The following is a 15,968-nucleotide window of genomic DNA, read 5'->3' on the forward strand; positions in this document are numbered from 1 at the left end:
GCACCGATGCAAAGTTTTGATGTGGTTATCGCCGGCGGCGGCATGGTAGGACTGGCAGTCGCCTGCGGTTTGCAGGGCAGCGGGCTGCGCGTCGCCGTGCTGGAAAAAACGGCGGAGCCGCAGTTCGACGCCAGCGCTGCGCCGTCGATTCGCGTATCGGCCATCAACGCCGCCAGCGAGCGGCTGCTGCAGAAGCTGGATGTCTGGTCCGATATTCTGGCGCGGCGCGCCAGCGCTTATCACGGCATGGAAGTGTGGGATCGCGACAGCTTCGGTGCCATCAGCTTTGATGACGAGCAGCAGGGTCTGACGCATCTGGGGCATATTATCGAAAACCCGGCGATTCACAGCGCCCTCTGGCAGCGCGCCAGCCGCTGCAGCGACGTTACGCTGATGGCGCCTTCGCAGCTGCAGCAGGTAGCGTTTGGCGAAAATGAAGCCTTTATTACGCTGCAGGACGGCACGATGCTGACCGCGCGCCTGCTGATTGCCGCAGACGGTGCCAACTCCTGGCTGCGTAACAAAGCGGATATTCCCTTAACCTTCTGGGATTACGATCACCACGCGCTGGTGGCGAATATTCGCACCGATCTGCCGCATGACGCGGTGGCGCGCCAGGTGTTTCACGGCGACGGCATTCTGGCGTTTCTGCCGATGCAGGATCCACACCTCAGCTCAATCGTCTGGTCGCTGTCGCCGCAGGAGGCGAGTCGGCTGGAGAGCATGCCGCAGGCGCTGTTTAACCAGCAGCTCGCGGTGGCGTTCGATATGCGCCTCGGCCTGTGTCACCTGCAGAGCGAACGCAAATCTTTCCCGCTGATGGCGCGCTACGCCCGCAATTTTGCGGCGCACCGTCTGGCGCTGGTCGGCGACGCCGCGCACACCATTCATCCGCTGGCGGGGCAGGGCGTGAATCTCGGCTTTATGGACGCGGCGGAGCTGATTGGCGAAATTCGCCGCCTGCATCAGCAGGGCAAAGATATCGGTCAGCATCTCTATCTGCGCCGCTATGAGCGCAGCCGCAAGCACAGCGCGGCGCTGATGCTGGCGGGCATGCAGGGATTCCGCGAGCTTTTCGCCGGTACCCATCCGGCGAAAAAGCTGCTGCGCGATCTGGGGCTGAAGCTGGCGGATACGCTGCCGGGCGTCAAGCCGGTTATGCTGCGTCAGGCGATGGGGCTGCACGATATGCCCGCCTGGCTGCGTTAACGCCGGTCATTTCTGTTAAAAGCCAGCCTTGCGCTGGCTTTTTTATGCCTGTTGTTCAGGGATGCACCAAAAAAGAGCGGAGCTGCACCCGCAGCGTGCCTCGTTTGATTTATTCTAATTTCACCCTCTTGTTCGCATTAGTTTTATTTATTCCTGTGCGCGGGCTTTAAAGCGCGTTGTTAACATTCTGCGCGGCACAGCTGATTATCTTGCTATCTCAAGCGGCGTTTCGCTTCTTTCCTGCGATGAAAATCACAAATCTACAGTTAATTATGCTACTGGCTTTGCGCGCTCCTTTAAAGACATGCTTCAATTCGCCCCTGTACAGCTTATGGTTAAATCGTCTTTTCAATGATAACGTCAGGGAAAAGAGAACGTTTGCGCCGGGCGATTTGCAGGCTGACGCCCGCCCGAAACTTACCCGCTTCGCGACAGGATGGTTATGACTCAGCAAACCCCTTTGTTTGAACAGCATCAGGCCTGCGGCGCCCGCATGGTCGACTTCCACGGCTGGATGATGCCGCTGCATTACGGCTCGCAGATGGACGAGCATCATGCCGTACGTCAGGACGCTGGTATGTTCGACGTTTCGCATATGACTATCGTCGATCTGCATGGCGCGCAGACGCGCGACTTCCTGCGCCATCTGCTGGCGAACGATGTCGCCAGACTGACGCAGCCCGGCAAAGCGCTTTATACCGGCATGCTGAACGCCTCCGGTGGCGTCATTGATGATTTGATTGTTTACTTTATGACCGAAGACTTTTTCCGTCTCGTCGTTAACTCGGCGACGCGAGAGAAAGATCTGGCGTGGATCGGCAAACATGCCGAGGCCTACGGCGTCGCGCTGACGGAGCGCGATGACCTGGCGCTCATCGCTGTGCAGGGTCCGCAGGCGCAGCAGAAAGCGCAGACCCTGTTCAGCGCGGAGCAGCGCGAAGCGGTGACCGGCATGAAACCTTTTTTCGGCGTGCAGTCGGGCGAGCTTTTTATCGCCACGACCGGCTATACCGGCGAAGCGGGCTATGAGATTGCGCTGCCCGCGACCATGGCAGCGGATTTCTGGCAGCGACTGCTTGCGGCAGGCGTTAAGCCCGCAGGGCTGGGCGCGCGCGACACGCTGCGTCTGGAAGCGGGCATGAACCTCTACGGGCAGGAGATGGACGAAGGCGTTTCGCCGCTGGCGGCCAATATGGGCTGGACGATTTGCTGGGAGCCTGCCGATCGTGACTTTATCGGCCGCGAGGCGCTGGAGATGCAGCGCGAAAAAGGCACAGAGAAACTGGTTGGCCTGATCATGACGGAAAAAGGGGTGCTGCGTAGCGGTCAGCCGGTACGCTTCACTGACGCGCAGGGGCAATCGCAGCAGGGCGTTATCACCAGCGGCTCCTTCTCGCCAACGCTCGGCTACAGCATCGCGCTGGCGCGCGTGCCGGCAGGTATCGGCGAGCACGCCATCGTTGAGATCCGTCAGCGCGAGATGCCGGTAAAAGTAACCAAACCTGTTTTTGTACGCGGCGGCAAGCCGGTTCAGTAATCTATTTTCAGGAGAAAGGGCGATGAGCAATGTGCCAAATGAGTTGAAGTACCGCGACAGTCATGAGTGGGTGCGTAAGGAAGCGGACGGCACCTTTACCGTCGGCATTACCGAGCACGCTCAGGAGCTGTTAGGCGATATGGTCTTTGTCGATCTGCCAGAGGTCGGCAACACCTATTCCGCTGGCGATGAGTGCGCCGTCGCGGAGTCAGTCAAAGCCGCGTCCGATATTTATGCGCCCGTCAGCGGTGAAATCGTAGCCGTAAACGACGAGCTGGGCGATGCGCCGGAGCTGGTCAACAGCGAGCCTTATGCAGCCGGTTGGCTGTTCAAAATCAAACCCAGCGATGAATCAGAACTCGATTCGCTGCTGGATGCGGACGCCTATAAAGCCTCCATCGACGAATAAGCAACACGGCGGCCAGCGCGCTCTGGCCGCTTTTAACGACCTTGCTTTCTCTGTATTCCAGCCCGATTCAGGATTGACTGCTAATGACCCAGACTTTGAGCCAGCTCGAACACAACGGCGCCTTCATTGAACGCCATATCGGTCCCTCGCCGGAACAACAGGCTTTGATGCTGGAGGCGATCGGCGCCAGCTCGCTGGACGCGCTGATCGGCGCGATTGTGCCTGCCGACATCCAGCTGCCTGGCCCGCCCGCCGTCGGCGACGCGGCGACCGAGCAGCAGGCGCTGGCCGAGCTTAAGGCGATCGCCAGTCAGAATCAGCGCTACAAATCCTGGATCGGCATGGGTTACAGCGCGGTCGTAACGCCGCCGGTCATCCTGCGCAATATGCTGGAAAATCCGGGCTGGTACACCGCCTATACCCCTTACCAGCCGGAAGTGTCGCAGGGCCGACTTGAAGCGCTGCTTAACTTTCAACAGGTAACGCTCGATCTTACCGGTCTGGACGTCGCCTCCGCTTCGCTGCTTGATGAAGCCACGGCGGCGGCAGAAGCGATGGCGATGGCGAAGCGCGTCAGCAAACTTAAAAACGCCGGTAAATTCTTTATCGCGGAAGATATCCATCCGCAGACGCTCGACGTGGTGCGCACCCGCGCGGAGACCTTCGGCTTTGAGCTGATTATCGACCGCGCCGAGAAAGCGCTGGAGCATGACCAGCTGTTCGGCGTGCTGCTGCAACAGGTCGGCACCACCGGCGAAGCGCACGACTACAGCGCGCTGATCGCCGAGCTTAAAAGCCGCAAAATTATCGTCAGCGTCGCGTCGGACTTTATGGCGCTGGTGATGCTGGAAGCGCCCGGCAAGCAGGGCGCGGACATTGTCTTCGGATCGGCGCAGCGTTTCGGCGTGCCGATGGGCTATGGCGGCCCGCACGCCGCCTTCTTCGCCAGCCGCGACGAGCACAAGCGCTCGATGCCGGGACGCATTATCGGCGTCTCGCGTGACGCCGCAGGCAACACCGCGCTGCGCATGGCGATGCAGACGCGCGAACAGCATATCCGTCGTGAAAAAGCGAACTCGAATATCTGTACCTCTCAGGTGCTGCTCGCCAATATCGCCGGTCTGTATGCGGTTTATCACGGTCCGAAAGGGCTGAAGCGCATCGCTTCCCGCATCCATCGCCTGACGACTATTCTGGCAACCGGCCTGCAAAACGGCGGGCTGAAGCTGCGCCACAACAGCTGGTTCGATACCCTGACGGTTGAGGTGGAAGACAAAGGCGCGGTGCTGAACCGCGCGCAGAGCTTCGGCGTCAACCTGCGCAGCGATATTCATCACGCGGTCGGCATTACGCTGGACGAAACCACGCGCCGTGAAGATGTGCTGGCGCTGTTCGCTATCCTGCTGGGCGACGATCACGGCCAGGATATCGACAAGCTGGACGCCGCCGTTGCGGCCGACAGCCAGGCGATCCCCGCCGCGCAGCTGCGCCAGAGCGAAATCCTGACCCATCCGGTCTTCAACCGCTATCACAGCGAAACCGAGATGATGCGCTACATGCACAGCCTGGAGAAAAAGGATCTGGCGCTGAATCAGGCGATGATCCCGCTCGGCTCCTGCACCATGAAGCTTAACGCCGCCGCCGAGATGATCCCCATCACCTGGCCGGAGTTCGCCGAACTGCACCCGTTCTGTCCGGCGGAACAGGCCTCTGGCTATCTGCAGATGATTGGCCAGCTGTCGCAGTGGCTGGTTCAGCTTACCGGCTATGACGCGCTCTGCATGCAGCCGAACTCCGGCGCGCAGGGCGAATATGCCGGGCTGCTGGCTATTCGTCGCTATCACGAAAGCCGTAATGAAGGCGCGCGTAATCTCTGCCTGATCCCAGGTTCTGCACACGGCACCAACCCTGCCTCGGCGCAGATGGCGGGAATGGAAGTGGTAGTGGTGGCCTGTGATAAGCAGGGCAATATCGACCTCGGCGACCTGCGTGAAAAAGCGGCGCAGGCAGGCGAGCATCTCTCCTGCATTATGGTGACCTATCCTTCAACTCACGGCGTCTATGAAGAGACCATCCGTGAGGTGTGCCAGATCGTGCATCAGCACGGCGGGCAGGTTTATCTCGATGGCGCCAATATGAATGCACAGGTGGGCATTACCACGCCAGGCTTTATCGGCGCGGACGTGTCGCACCTGAACCTGCATAAAACCTTCTGTATTCCACACGGCGGTGGCGGCCCCGGCATGGGGCCGATCGGCGTGAAAGCGCATCTGGCACCGTTCGTGCCGGGCCACAGCGTGGTGCAGATCGACGGCGTACTGACGCAGCAGGGCGCGGTATCAGCGGCGCCGTTCGGCAGCGCCTCTATTCTGCCGATTAGCTGGATGTATATCCGCATGATGGGCGCGGAGGGACTGAAGCGCGCCAGCCAAGTCGCTATTCTTAACGCCAACTATATCGCCAGCCGCCTGCAGTCGGCCTACCCGATCCTGTACGCCGGACGCGACGGCCGCGTGGCGCACGAATGTATTCTCGACATTCGCCCGCTGAAAGAGCAGACCGGCATCAGCGAGCTGGATATCGCCAAGCGATTAATCGACTACGGCTTCCACGCGCCGACAATGTCGTTCCCGGTCGCCGGCACCCTGATGGTGGAGCCAACCGAGTCCGAGAGCAAAACGGAACTGGATCGCTTTATCGATGCGATGCTCTCTATCCGGATGGAGATCGATCGCGTAGCGGACGGCGAATGGCCTGCGGAGGATAATCCGCTGGTTAACGCACCGCACACGCAGGTCGAACTGGCAGGCGAGTGGAATCATCCCTACAGCCGTGAGCTGGCGGTCTTCCCGGCAGGCAGCGACAATAAATACTGGCCGACGGTGAAGCGTCTCGACGACGTGTTCGGCGATCGCAACCTGTTCTGTTCCTGCGTGCCGATGAGCGACTATCAGTAAGCGTCACGCGAAACATAGACAACAAGGGCCGCTTATCCGGCCCTTTTTTCTGGAGAAAATATGACACTGGCTCTGGTTACCGGCGCAAGCCGGGGCATTGGCCGCGCGACGGCGCTGAAGCTGGCGCAGCAGGGCTATCGCGTGGCGGTTAACTATCGTCAGCGCGCAGAAGAGGCGCAGCAGGTGGTGGCAGAGATCCGCGAGCAGGGCGGCGAAGCCTTTGCCGCTCAGGCGGATATTGCCGATGAGGCGCAGATCGTGGCGCTGTTTCAGCGGCTGGACGAAGAAGCGATACCGCTCGGCGTGCTGGTCAACAATGCGGGCATCCTCTTTACGCAGTGCCGCGTTGAGGATCTCAGCGCCGAACGGCTGCAGCGCGTTTTCGCCACCAATGTCACTGGCGCCTTTCTCTGCTGCCGTGAGGCGGTAAAGCGTATGGGCACGCATCTCGGCGGTCAGGGCGGAGCGATTATTAATGTCTCCTCTGCCGCGTCGCGTCTTGGCGCGCCGGGAGAATATGTCGATTACGCGGCGTCGAAAGGGGCGATGGATACGCTGACGCGTGGATTGTCGCTGGAAGTAGCGGCGCAGGGTATTCGCGTTAACGGCGTGCGGCCGGGTTTTATCTATACCGAGATGCATGCGGACGGCGGCGAGCCGGGACGCGTCGATCGCGTGGCGGGTATGGCAGGGGTGATCCCGATGGGGCGCGGCGGTGAGGCGGAAGAGATTGCCGAAGCGATTGCCTGGCTGGCGAGCGAGGCGGCCTCCTATATTACCGGCACCTTTATCGACGCCGCGGGCGGCCGCTAAAAAGTTGGGCCGCGCCTGTTGCGGCGCAGCCCTGTGAAACTCAGATCGTTTCGCCGTTGCTGGCGATAACCTGCTGATACCAGCCGAAGCTCTTCTTACGCGAGCGGGCAAAGTCGCCGCTGCCGTCGTCGTTTTTGTTGACGTGGATAAAGCCGTAGCGCTTGTTGTACTGGCCGGTGGTGAAAGAGACGCAGTCGATGCAGCCCCAGGGCGTATAGCCCATCAGCGCGACGCCGTCATGCACCACTGCTTTTTTCATCTCGGCGATATGCGCGCGCAGGTAGTCGATGCGGTAGTCATCTTCAATCACGCCGTTTTCATTTGGCTGGTCGATCGCGCCAAAGCCGTTCTCCACGATAAACAGCGGCTTCTGGTAACGCTCGTAAAGCACGTTCAGCGCATAGCGCAGCCCGGCCGGATCGATCTGCCAGCCCCAGTCGGAGGCGCCAACGTGTGGGTTTTTCACTACGCCGTCAAAGCCGGTAATGGGATCTTCCACGCCGCTGGCGTCATGTTTTACCGCATTGCTCATGTAGTAGCTGAAGCCAACATAGTCGGCGCAGCCGTTGCGTAGCGTCTCGGCGTCATCCGCCTCCATCTGAATCTGGTAGCCTTTGCGCGCCCACTCTTTTAGCGTATAGGCCGGATAAGCGCCGCGCATCTGCACGTCGCTGAAGACATAGCGCTGATGCATCGCTTCCTGCGCCAGCATCACGTCGTCTGGATGGCAGGAGTAAGGGTAGATCGGCACCATGGCGATCATGCAGCCGATCTGAAAATCGGGATTGATGGCGTGACCCAGGCTGACCACTTTTGCGCTGGCGACAAACTGATGATGCATTACCTGATACATCACCTCTTCCGGCTTCTCGTGCTCGGTGAAGACCACGCCGGAACAGCAGTAGCCAAACAGCGGATACTGCCAGTTGCGCTGATTGTTGATCTCGTTGAAGGTCATCCAGTACTTCACCTTGTGCTGATAGCGACGCATAACCACTTCGCTAAAGCGCACAAAGAAATCCACCACCTGACGGCTGCGCCAGCCGCCATACTGTTTCACCAGGTGATAGGGCATTTCAAAGTGGGAGAGGGTGATAACCGGCTCGATGCCATATTTCAGCAGTTCGTCGAACAGGTCGTCGTAAAACTGCAGGCCCGCTTCGTTTGGCTCCTGCTCGTCGCCGTCAGGGAAGATGCGCGTCCAGGCGATGGAGGTACGGAAACACTTAAAGCCCATCTCGGCAAACAGCGCCACATCCTCTTTATAGCGGGAGTAAAATTCCACGCCCTGATGATTGGGGTAAAAGTTGCCTGGCTGCACGCCGTCGGTAATAACGCGGCTGACGCCATGCGCGCCGCCGGTCAGCACGTCGGCGATGCTGACGCCTTTGCCACCTTGATCCCAGCCGCCTTCGACCTGATGCGCCGCCACCGCGCCGCCCCATAAGAAGTGTTGCGGAAAGCCTGATTCGTTATGCATACGTCCCTCTCAGCGAAATAAATCTTGCCGCGAGTGTAGCAAAGCAAAAAGGGAAGTCACGATATAACACCGGCGCGTCAGGGTAATATGTTACGCCCGTAAAACAGCCTGTTTTATTTAATCAGCAGGCGACCGATAGCTTCAAGAATATACATAACCGGCACCTGGGTAGTGATGTCGTAATTATCGCTCAGGCGGATAACCGGCACATGATAAGCCAGGGCGAAATCGCTCATTTTCGCCAGCGAGCTGCTTTCGGAATGGGTAATGGCAAGGGTCTGACAGCGGCGTAGACTGAACTGGCTGGCGAGGCGCAATATTTCCGGCGTTTCGCCAGAGACGGAAAGCAATATCGCCAGCGTATTTTCATCCACGCTGCCGCTGACCGGATAATAGGGATCGTCGATATAGTGGCTGAATTTCCCTACGTTAGAGAAAAAGCGCGCGCCATATTTAGCCAGGCTACCTGAGGTGCCCGCGCCAATAAAGAAAAGCTGCTCAGCCTGATTAATCATCCTGGCGGCGCGGGATATCAGCTCGCTGAATTCGTCGTTATTAATGCTTTTGAAAAAGCTCAGCATTTCGCTGACGCCGACGTTTGGCTGTACCGGTTGCGTCTGCTGCTGCGCCAGGCGAAAACGGATGCGGAATTCCGACCAGCCGTCGCACCCCATTTTGCGGCAGAAACGCAGCACCGTGGTGGTAGAGACGCCCGCCCGCTCCGCCAGCTCGCGGATGGTCATATAACTGACGCTTTCCGGGTGTTTAATGATGTCGTGATAAACCTGCATCTCCAGGTCATTCAGGCTGGCAAGATCGTGATGAGAGAACATCTGCGGGCGCGCTCATTAAAAATGGATCTGCGCGCAGTGTACCAGATTTGCGCAGCGCGCAGGCTGTAACACGCATTCACAGATTAATTTTAGCGTACAAGTGTACTCTCAAAATGTTCCCGGTTATGCTGGTGCTTATAAAATCCTCACTCACCCGACGTTCAGGATCGCTCCATTATGAAAAATCGGTTAGTCGCTCAGGGCTATTCGCTCGCTGAGGAGATCGCCAACAGCATCAGCCATGGTTTCGGCTGCCTTTTCGGCATTGTCGGACTGGTGCTGCTGCTGGTGCAGGCGGTTGAAATGGGCGCCAGCGCCACTGCTATCACCAGCTATAGCCTGTACGGCGGCAGCATGATTCTGCTGTTCCTGGCCTCTACGCTTTATCACGCTATTCCTCATCACGGCGCCAAGCGCTGGCTGAAAAAGCTCGACCACTGCGCCATCTATCTGCTGATCGCTGGCACCTATACGCCTTTCTTGCTGGTAGGGCTGAAGTCGCCGCTGGCGCATGGGATGATGGTGGTGATCTGGGGTCTGGCGCTGGCGGGGATTATTTTTAAGCTCACCATTGCGCACCGCTTCAAGGCGCTGTCGCTGGTGACCTATCTCTGTATGGGATGGCTGTCGCTGGTGGTGATTTATCAGCTGACGCTGAAGCTATCTCCAGGGGGCGTCTGGCTGCTGGCGGCGGGCGGCATTATCTATTCGCTCGGCGTTATCTTCTACGTGGCGCGACGCATACCCTATAACCATGCCATCTGGCACGCCTTTGTGCTGGGCGGCAGCGCCTGTCATTTCTGCGCTATCTACTTTTATGTTATGTAAACCGCAACCTCCCTCCCATAAGGGGAGGGAGGTTGCAGCCAGATGTTACTCTTCCAGCGAATAGGGCAGCGGCTGAATCAGCAAACGACCACCCTCATCGCCTTCCACGCGCAGTACGCTTTCCGGCTCCAGATCGTTATTCATCACCACCTGAACCCACACGTCGCCATCCTCAAGCTGAACGGCGGCAAGTACAGTGCCGGTACGACGCCAGCGCTCGCCCATCTGTAGCTCCAGCGAATCATTCGCTGCGGGAACCCGGCTCGCCTGGCCCGCCAGCCAGTAAAGCGCGCGTTTGTTGGCGCCGCGGAATTTGGCGCGCGCCACCATCTCCTGGCCGGTATAGCAGCCTTTTTTAAAGCTGATGGCGTCGAGTGCCTGCATATTGGCGGCCTGCGGGATCAGCTGCGCCGAGGTCGCAGGCTCGATCACCGGTATGCCCGCCTCGATATCAAGCGCCAGCCACTGCGTGCTGTCGTTCAGCTGCGCGTCGTCGGCTAGCTTCTGCTGCAGCGCCTGCGCCTGCTCGTCAGTGGTCACAATCAGAAAGCGCTCTGCGGGCGCGGCGAACCACAGCAGCGTGGTGTCCGCCTGCTGCACCACCGGCGTCTCGCTATCCGGCAGGGTATCGAACAGGCTGGCCAGCGCCGCGCGCGCCTGGAAGCCCGCTACGCCAAGCAGCACCGCTTCATCGTCAGGCAACAGCGTCACTTTAGAGAACACCGCATATTTTTTCAGTTCCGCTAGCTGCGTGTCGCGCAGCTCGCGGCGCACCAGGTAGGCGTAGCCTTCACCGCGATGGAACAGACGCAGATTGCTCCACATCTTGCCTTTCGCGTCGCAGTGCGCTGCCGGACGATGCTGATCCGCCCCCATCGCGGCGACATCCAGCGTAAGCTGGCCTTGCAGATAAGAGGTGCTGTCGGCACCCTGTACCGATACCAGCGCCCAGGCCTCCAGCGACATCAGGGTTAACGGCAGACGAGAGGCGGCCACGGGCTGGCGCGGCGGTAAGCTGAAAATAGGCATAGGCTGTCCTGATTAAAAAGGTTAATCCTGAACTCAATGTTAAAAGAGCGTACTGGCTTTGCAACAGGTTTACGGAATCGGGCGCACAAATCGCGAGTCGGCGCGGTAACAACAGGCATGCGCGCGCGGGGCATCGCACAGCATCGCAACCGGCGCCTGCAGGCGCAATAAAACCAGGTTACACTAGCCGCACTGTCTGAACTGCGGAAATAACTCACATGGACATTCATGACAAATCGCGCATTCACTGGGCCTGCCGTCGCGGCATGCTGGAGCTGGATGTGGCTATTATGCCTTTCTTCAAATATGAATATGACACCCTCAGCGACACCGACAAAAAGGCTTTTGTCGCGCTGCTGAAGAGCGACGATCCCGATCTCTTTAACTGGATGATGGATCATGGCGAACCGGCCGATCCTGAGCTGAAGCGCATTATCCGGCTGATCCAACAGCGCAACCGTGAACGCGGCCCCGTGGCAATGTAAGCTGCGGCCGTCGCGGCAGGCACGCCTGCTACACGGCGTGTTTGCAGCAGGCGCGCTGCTTACTGTGGCGAGCGCGCCGCTGCCCGCGCTTTTCTGGCTGATAAAAATTCCGATCTTGCTGCTGATGATGCGCGAAAGCCTGCGGCAGCAGCGACGGCTGGCGCAGCGGCAGGGGCTGTTACAGCACAAAAGCGACGACAGCTGGCGCTGGCAGGGCGCGCGCTGGCGCATCGTCGGGCCGATCCGCTGGCTGCCTGGCGCGGCGCTGCTGGTGTTGCGCAGTGAAAAAGGACGCCTGTACAGGCTGTGGCTGATGCAGGATATGATGCCGCCTGCCCGGTGGCGTCAGTTCCGCGCCCGCTTGCTCTGCGGCGCGGAAAAGAGATAGGCCGAGCGCTACAGCAGCGCGGCGGTTTCGGTGAGGATCTGCTCGCACCACTGTTCGATGCGTTCATCGGTCAGGTCGAACTGATTAACATCGTCCAGCGCCAGGCCGACGAACTGTTTTCCATCGGCGCTAAGCGGCTTCGGGCTGGTAAACTCATAGCCTTCCAGCGGCCAGTAACCAACGAACGTCACCCCCATCGGCTGCAGCAGCTCATGCAGCATGCCCAGCGCGTCCAGGAACCATTCGCCATAGCCAATCTGATCGCCCATGCCGTAGAGCGCGACGATTTTACCCCGCAGGTTGAGCGTCGGCAGCTGCGGCCAGATCGCTTCCCAGTCCTCCTGCAGCTCGCCGAAATCCCAGGTCGGGATGCCTAAAATCAGCAAATCGTACTGCTCCATCAGCAGCGGATCGTCATCTTTCACGTTGTGCAGCGTGACCAGCTCAGCGCCGATAAAGTCGCGGATTTTCTCTGCGGCCATTTCGGTATAGCAGGTACTTGAGCCGTAAAAAAGACCAATTTTCATGCAGATAATGCTCTGAGTAAGTCTGACTTTGGCGCAATTGTATCAGAAGCAGGGCGGATTCAGGCATAATGAGCATGATTTTACCTCAAGGGCGGGGATACCGTGCAAGACAGCGACCTGACAGAACAGTTTCTGGATGCGCTCTGGATTGAACGCAATCTGGCGCAAAATACCTTGTCCTCTTACCGCCAGGACTTAAAGACGCTGACCGACTGGCTGACGCATCACGGCCTGACGCTGTTGACGCTGCAGACGGCGGATTTACAGCAGTTTCTTGCTGAGCGGCTGGAAGGCGGTTATAAAGCCAGCAGTTCGGCGCGCCTGCTCAGTGCCATGCGCCGCATCTTTCAGTATCTCTACCGCGAAAAGCTACGCAGTGACGATCCCAGCACGCTGCTCTCTGCGCCGAAGCTGCCGCAGCGGCTGCCGAAAGATCTCAGCGAAGCGCAGGTCGAGCGACTGCTGCAGGCGCCCAGCACCGAGATTCCGCTGGAGCTGCGCGACAAGGCGATGCTGGAGCTGCTCTACGCGACGGGACTGCGCGTCTCTGAACTGGTCGGGTTGACCCTGAGCGACGTCAGTCTGCGCCAGGGCGTAGTGCGCGTGATCGGTAAAGGCAATAAAGAGCGTCTTGTGCCGCTGGGTGAAGAGGCCGTTTACTGGCTGGAGCACTATCTTGAACATGGCCGCCCCTGGCTGCTTAACGGGCAGACGCTGGACGTCATGTTTCCCAGCAGCCGCGCGCAGCAGATGACGCGACAGACGTTCTGGCACCGCATCAAGCACTACGCTGTGCTGGCGGGCATCGACGGCGAAAAGCTCTCGCCGCACGTGCTGCGCCACGCCTTCGCTACCCATTTGTTGAACCACGGCGCCGACCTGCGTGTCGTACAGATGTTGCTGGGACACAGCGACCTCTCTACCACGCAAATTTATACGCATGTCGCTACCGAGCGGCTGCGTCAGTTGCATCAACAGCATCATCCGCGCGCCTGACGCGGACATTAAGGAAAGAAGATGAAGAAATTTCTCCTGCTGGCTCTGTTGGCTGGTGCCTTCAGCAGCGTAGCTCAGGCCGATGACGGCGCGATCCTGCAGTCCCTGAAAAAGCTGGGCCTGAAGCAGACGGAAATTACGCCGTCGCCGCTGCCGGGATTTAAAACCGTGTTGACGGAAAGCGGCGTGATTTACGTTACCGAAGATGGCAAACATATGATTCAGGGCCCGCTCTACGACGTCAGCGGCGCGCAGCCGGTCAACGTCACCAATCAGCTGCTCGACAAAAAGGTCGAGGCGCTGGCGCCGCAGATGATCGTCTATAAAGCGGCGAAAGAGCAGCACGTCATTACCGTTTTTACCGATATCACCTGCGGCTACTGCCGCAAGCTGCATGAGCAAATGGCCGACTACAATGCGCTGGGCATCACGGTGCGCTATCTCGCCTTCCCGCGCGAAGGTCTGCACGGCCAGATAGAAAACGCCATGAAGGCGATCTGGTGCGCGGCCGATCGCAACAAAGCCTTTGATGAAGCGATGAAGGGCAACGCGCCGCAGATGAGCGCGCCGGACAGCTGTAAGATCGATCTCGATCAGCACTACAAGCTGGGCATTCTTTACGGCATCCAGGGCACGCCGGCGATCCTGACCGACTCCGGCATGATGATCCCGGGTTATCAGGGGCCGCAGGAGCTGAAGCAGGTGTTGGATCAGCAGAAGCGCGGTGGCTAATTGGCAGTGATTAAATCAGTAGAACTGCGGCGGCGTGAAGTGAGCGTTGAGGATCAACTCCCGACAGATCTTCCGCCGCTGCTTAAACGGCTTTATCTGCAGCGCGGCGTGCGCAGCCCGGCTGAGCTGGAGCGCGGTGCGAAGCATCTGCTGCCTTTCACCACCCTGAACGGGCTGGATGAGGCGGTTGAGCTGCTGCACCAGGCGCTGCTCGACGGGCGGCGCATTATGGTCGTGGGCGATTTCGACGCCGACGGCGCGACCAGCACTGCGCTGACGGTGCTGGCGCTGCGCAGCATGGGCGGCCATAACGTGCAGTATCTGGTGCCTAACCGCTTCGACGACGGCTACGGCCTGAGCCCGGAAGTGGTGGAGCAGGCACGCGCGCGCGGCGCGCAGCTGATCCTGACGGTGGATAACGGCATCTCTTCCCACAGCGGCGTCGCCTGCGCGCATCAGTACGGTATTCCGGTGCTGATCACCGATCACCATCTGCCGGGCGAAACCCTGCCTGAGGCGGAGGCGATTGTTAACCCCAACCTGCACGACTGCGCCTTTCCGTCGCGCGCGCTGGCGGGGGTCGGCGTTGCGTTTTACCTGATGATGGCGCTGCGCGCGCATCTGCGTAAGCTGGGCTGGTTTGGCGCAACGCGCGCCGAGCCGAACCTGGCGGAGCTGCTGGATCTGGTCGCGCTCGGCACCGTGGCCGACGTGGTGCCGCTCGACGTTAATAACCGTATTCTGGTATGGCAGGGGCTGAGCCGCATTCGCGCCGGAAAGTGCCGTCCGGGCATTCGCGCGCTGCTGGAGATCGCCAATCGCGACGCGCGCCAGCTGGTGGCAAGCGACCTCGGCTTCGCCCTCGGCCCACGCCTGAATGCAGCGGGACGGCTCGATGATATGTCGGTCGGCGTGGCGCTGCTGCTTACCGACGACATTACCCAGGCGCGCATGCTGGCCAGCGAGCTGGACGCGCTGAACCAGACGCGCAAAGAGATAGAGCAGGGGATGCAGAGCGAGGCGCTGGCGCTGTGTCAGGCGCTGGAGCGTCAGCAGACCGATCTGCCGCTGGGACTGGCTTTTTACCATCCCGAATGGCATCAGGGCGTGGTCGGCATTCTTGCCTCGCGGCTGAAAGAGCGTTTTTATCGTCCGGTTATCGCTTTTGCCCCGGCGGGCGACGGCACGCTAAAAGGCTCTGGACGGTCGATTCCCGGCCTGCACCTGCGCGACGCGCTGGAGCGGCTCGATACGCTCTATCCCGGCATGATGCTGAAGTTTGGCGGTCACGCCATGGCGGCGGGGCTGTCGCTGGAGGAGACGCAGTTCGAGGCGTTCCGTCAGCGTTTCGCCGAGCTGCTGGGGGAATGGCTGAGCGAAGAGACGCTACAGAGCGTTATCTGGTCAGATGGCGCGCTGCAGCCGGGCGAGTTCAGCATACAGACCGCCGAGCTGCTGCGTGAAGCGGGGCCATGGGGACAGGCGTTTCCTGAACCCGCCTTCGACGGCAAATTCAAACTGCTGCAGCAGCGACTGGTAGGCGAACGCCATCTTAAAGTGATGCTGGAGCCGCTCGGCGGCGGCCCGTTGATTGACGGCATCGCTTTTAACGTCGACACCACGCTGTGGCCCGACAGCAGCGTGCGTCAGGTGGAGCTGGCCTTTAAGCTCGATATCAATGAATACCGCGGCAATCGCTCGGTACAGCTGATTATCGATCATCTCTGGCCGCTGAATTAATCCGG

15 protein-coding genes are annotated in these 15,968 nt (G+C 59.7%); 11 read left to right on the top strand and 4 right to left on the bottom strand.

Going from position 1 to position 15,968, the window contains the following annotated elements:
• Positions 1-6: 6 nt before the first annotated feature.
• From ubiI to MHZ89_RS16360, 5 genes are all read left to right on the top strand, one after another.
• Complete coding sequence (gene ubiI, locus MHZ89_RS16340) at positions 7-1,209, top strand: FAD-dependent 2-octaprenylphenol hydroxylase (protein ID WP_269949885.1); 1,203 nt, start codon at positions 7-9, stop codon at positions 1,207-1,209.
• Positions 1,210-1,651: 442 nt separating this feature from the next.
• Positions 1,652-2,746: a glycine cleavage system aminomethyltransferase GcvT gene (gcvT, locus tag MHZ89_RS16345; protein WP_311783890.1), complete on the top strand. Its 1,095-nt coding sequence runs from the start codon at positions 1,652-1,654 to the stop codon at positions 2,744-2,746.
• Between the two features lie 22 nt (positions 2,747-2,768).
• Entirely contained in the window at positions 2,769-3,155 is a 387-nt protein-coding gene (gene gcvH, locus MHZ89_RS16350; RefSeq protein ID WP_269949887.1) for a glycine cleavage system protein GcvH, read from the top strand.
• Between the two features lie 83 nt (positions 3,156-3,238).
• Entirely contained in the window at positions 3,239-6,112 is a 2,874-nt protein-coding gene (gene gcvP, locus MHZ89_RS16355) for an aminomethyl-transferring glycine dehydrogenase (RefSeq protein ID WP_311783891.1), read from the top strand.
• Positions 6,113-6,172: 60 nt separating this feature from the next.
• Positions 6,173-6,925 carry an SDR family oxidoreductase gene (locus MHZ89_RS16360; RefSeq protein WP_311783892.1) on the top strand — a complete coding sequence of 251 codons (753 nt, stop codon included), beginning with the start codon at positions 6,173-6,175 and terminating at the stop codon, positions 6,923-6,925.
• Between the two features lie 40 nt (positions 6,926-6,965).
• On the opposite strand, the gene MHZ89_RS16365 is transcribed toward MHZ89_RS16360, so the two are convergent.
• A complete protein-coding gene (locus tag MHZ89_RS16365; RefSeq protein WP_311783893.1) occupies positions 6,966-8,405 on the bottom strand; it encodes a 6-phospho-beta-glucosidase in 1,440 nt (479 codons plus the stop codon).
• A gap of 113 nt (positions 8,406-8,518) precedes the next feature.
• Complete coding sequence (locus MHZ89_RS16370; protein ID WP_311783894.1) at positions 8,519-9,238, bottom strand: MurR/RpiR family transcriptional regulator; 720 nt, start codon at positions 9,236-9,238, stop codon at positions 8,519-8,521.
• Between the two features lie 177 nt (positions 9,239-9,415).
• Between MHZ89_RS16370 and trhA the strand changes: the two genes are divergently transcribed.
• The gene (gene trhA, locus MHZ89_RS16375; RefSeq protein WP_409373297.1) at positions 9,416-10,066 is read left to right on the top strand and encodes a PAQR family membrane homeostasis protein TrhA; all 651 of its coding nucleotides are present in this window, start codon (positions 9,416-9,418) and stop codon (positions 10,064-10,066) included.
• 45 nt (positions 10,067-10,111) lie between these two features.
• Here trhA and ygfZ read toward each other — a convergent pair whose 3' ends face one another.
• Positions 10,112-11,095 carry a tRNA-modifying protein YgfZ gene (ygfZ, locus tag MHZ89_RS16380; protein ID WP_311783895.1) on the bottom strand — a complete coding sequence of 328 codons (984 nt, stop codon included), beginning with the start codon at positions 11,093-11,095 and terminating at the stop codon, positions 10,112-10,114.
• A gap of 218 nt (positions 11,096-11,313) precedes the next feature.
• Here ygfZ and sdhE point away from each other — a divergent pair, with 218 nt between their 5' ends.
• Positions 11,314-11,580: an FAD assembly factor SdhE gene (gene sdhE / locus MHZ89_RS16385; RefSeq protein ID WP_120454504.1), complete on the top strand. Its 267-nt coding sequence runs from the start codon at positions 11,314-11,316 to the stop codon at positions 11,578-11,580.
• Entirely contained in the window at positions 11,555-11,968 is a 414-nt protein-coding gene (locus tag MHZ89_RS16390; protein WP_311783896.1) for a protein YgfX, read from the top strand. The genes sdhE and MHZ89_RS16390 overlap by 26 nt, the downstream gene beginning before the upstream one ends.
• A gap of 8 nt (positions 11,969-11,976) precedes the next feature.
• Here MHZ89_RS16390 and fldB read toward each other — a convergent pair whose 3' ends face one another.
• The gene (fldB, locus tag MHZ89_RS16395; RefSeq protein ID WP_311783897.1) at positions 11,977-12,495 is read right to left on the bottom strand and encodes a flavodoxin FldB; all 519 of its coding nucleotides are present in this window, start codon (positions 12,493-12,495) and stop codon (positions 11,977-11,979) included.
• A 102-nt stretch (positions 12,496-12,597) separates the two neighbouring features.
• Between fldB and xerD the strand changes: the two genes are divergently transcribed.
• The 3 genes from xerD to recJ are packed head-to-tail and all read left to right on the top strand — an operon-like array spanning position 12,598 to position 15,963.
• Positions 12,598-13,491: a site-specific tyrosine recombinase XerD gene (gene xerD / locus MHZ89_RS16400; RefSeq protein ID WP_311783898.1), complete on the top strand. Its 894-nt coding sequence runs from the start codon at positions 12,598-12,600 to the stop codon at positions 13,489-13,491.
• 21 nt (positions 13,492-13,512) lie between these two features.
• Positions 13,513-14,223 carry a bifunctional protein-disulfide isomerase/oxidoreductase DsbC gene (dsbC, locus tag MHZ89_RS16405; protein WP_311783899.1) on the top strand — a complete coding sequence of 237 codons (711 nt, stop codon included), beginning with the start codon at positions 13,513-13,515 and terminating at the stop codon, positions 14,221-14,223.
• Between the two features lie 6 nt (positions 14,224-14,229).
• Positions 14,230-15,963: a single-stranded-DNA-specific exonuclease RecJ gene (gene recJ, locus MHZ89_RS16410; RefSeq protein ID WP_311783965.1), complete on the top strand. Its 1,734-nt coding sequence runs from the start codon at positions 14,230-14,232 to the stop codon at positions 15,961-15,963.
• Positions 15,964-15,968: the final 5 nt, after the last annotated feature.

The sequence above is a fragment of the Pantoea sp. ACRSB genome, assembly GCF_022346905.1.
GTDB lineage: Bacteria > Pseudomonadota > Gammaproteobacteria > Enterobacterales > Enterobacteriaceae > Pantoea > Pantoea piersonii.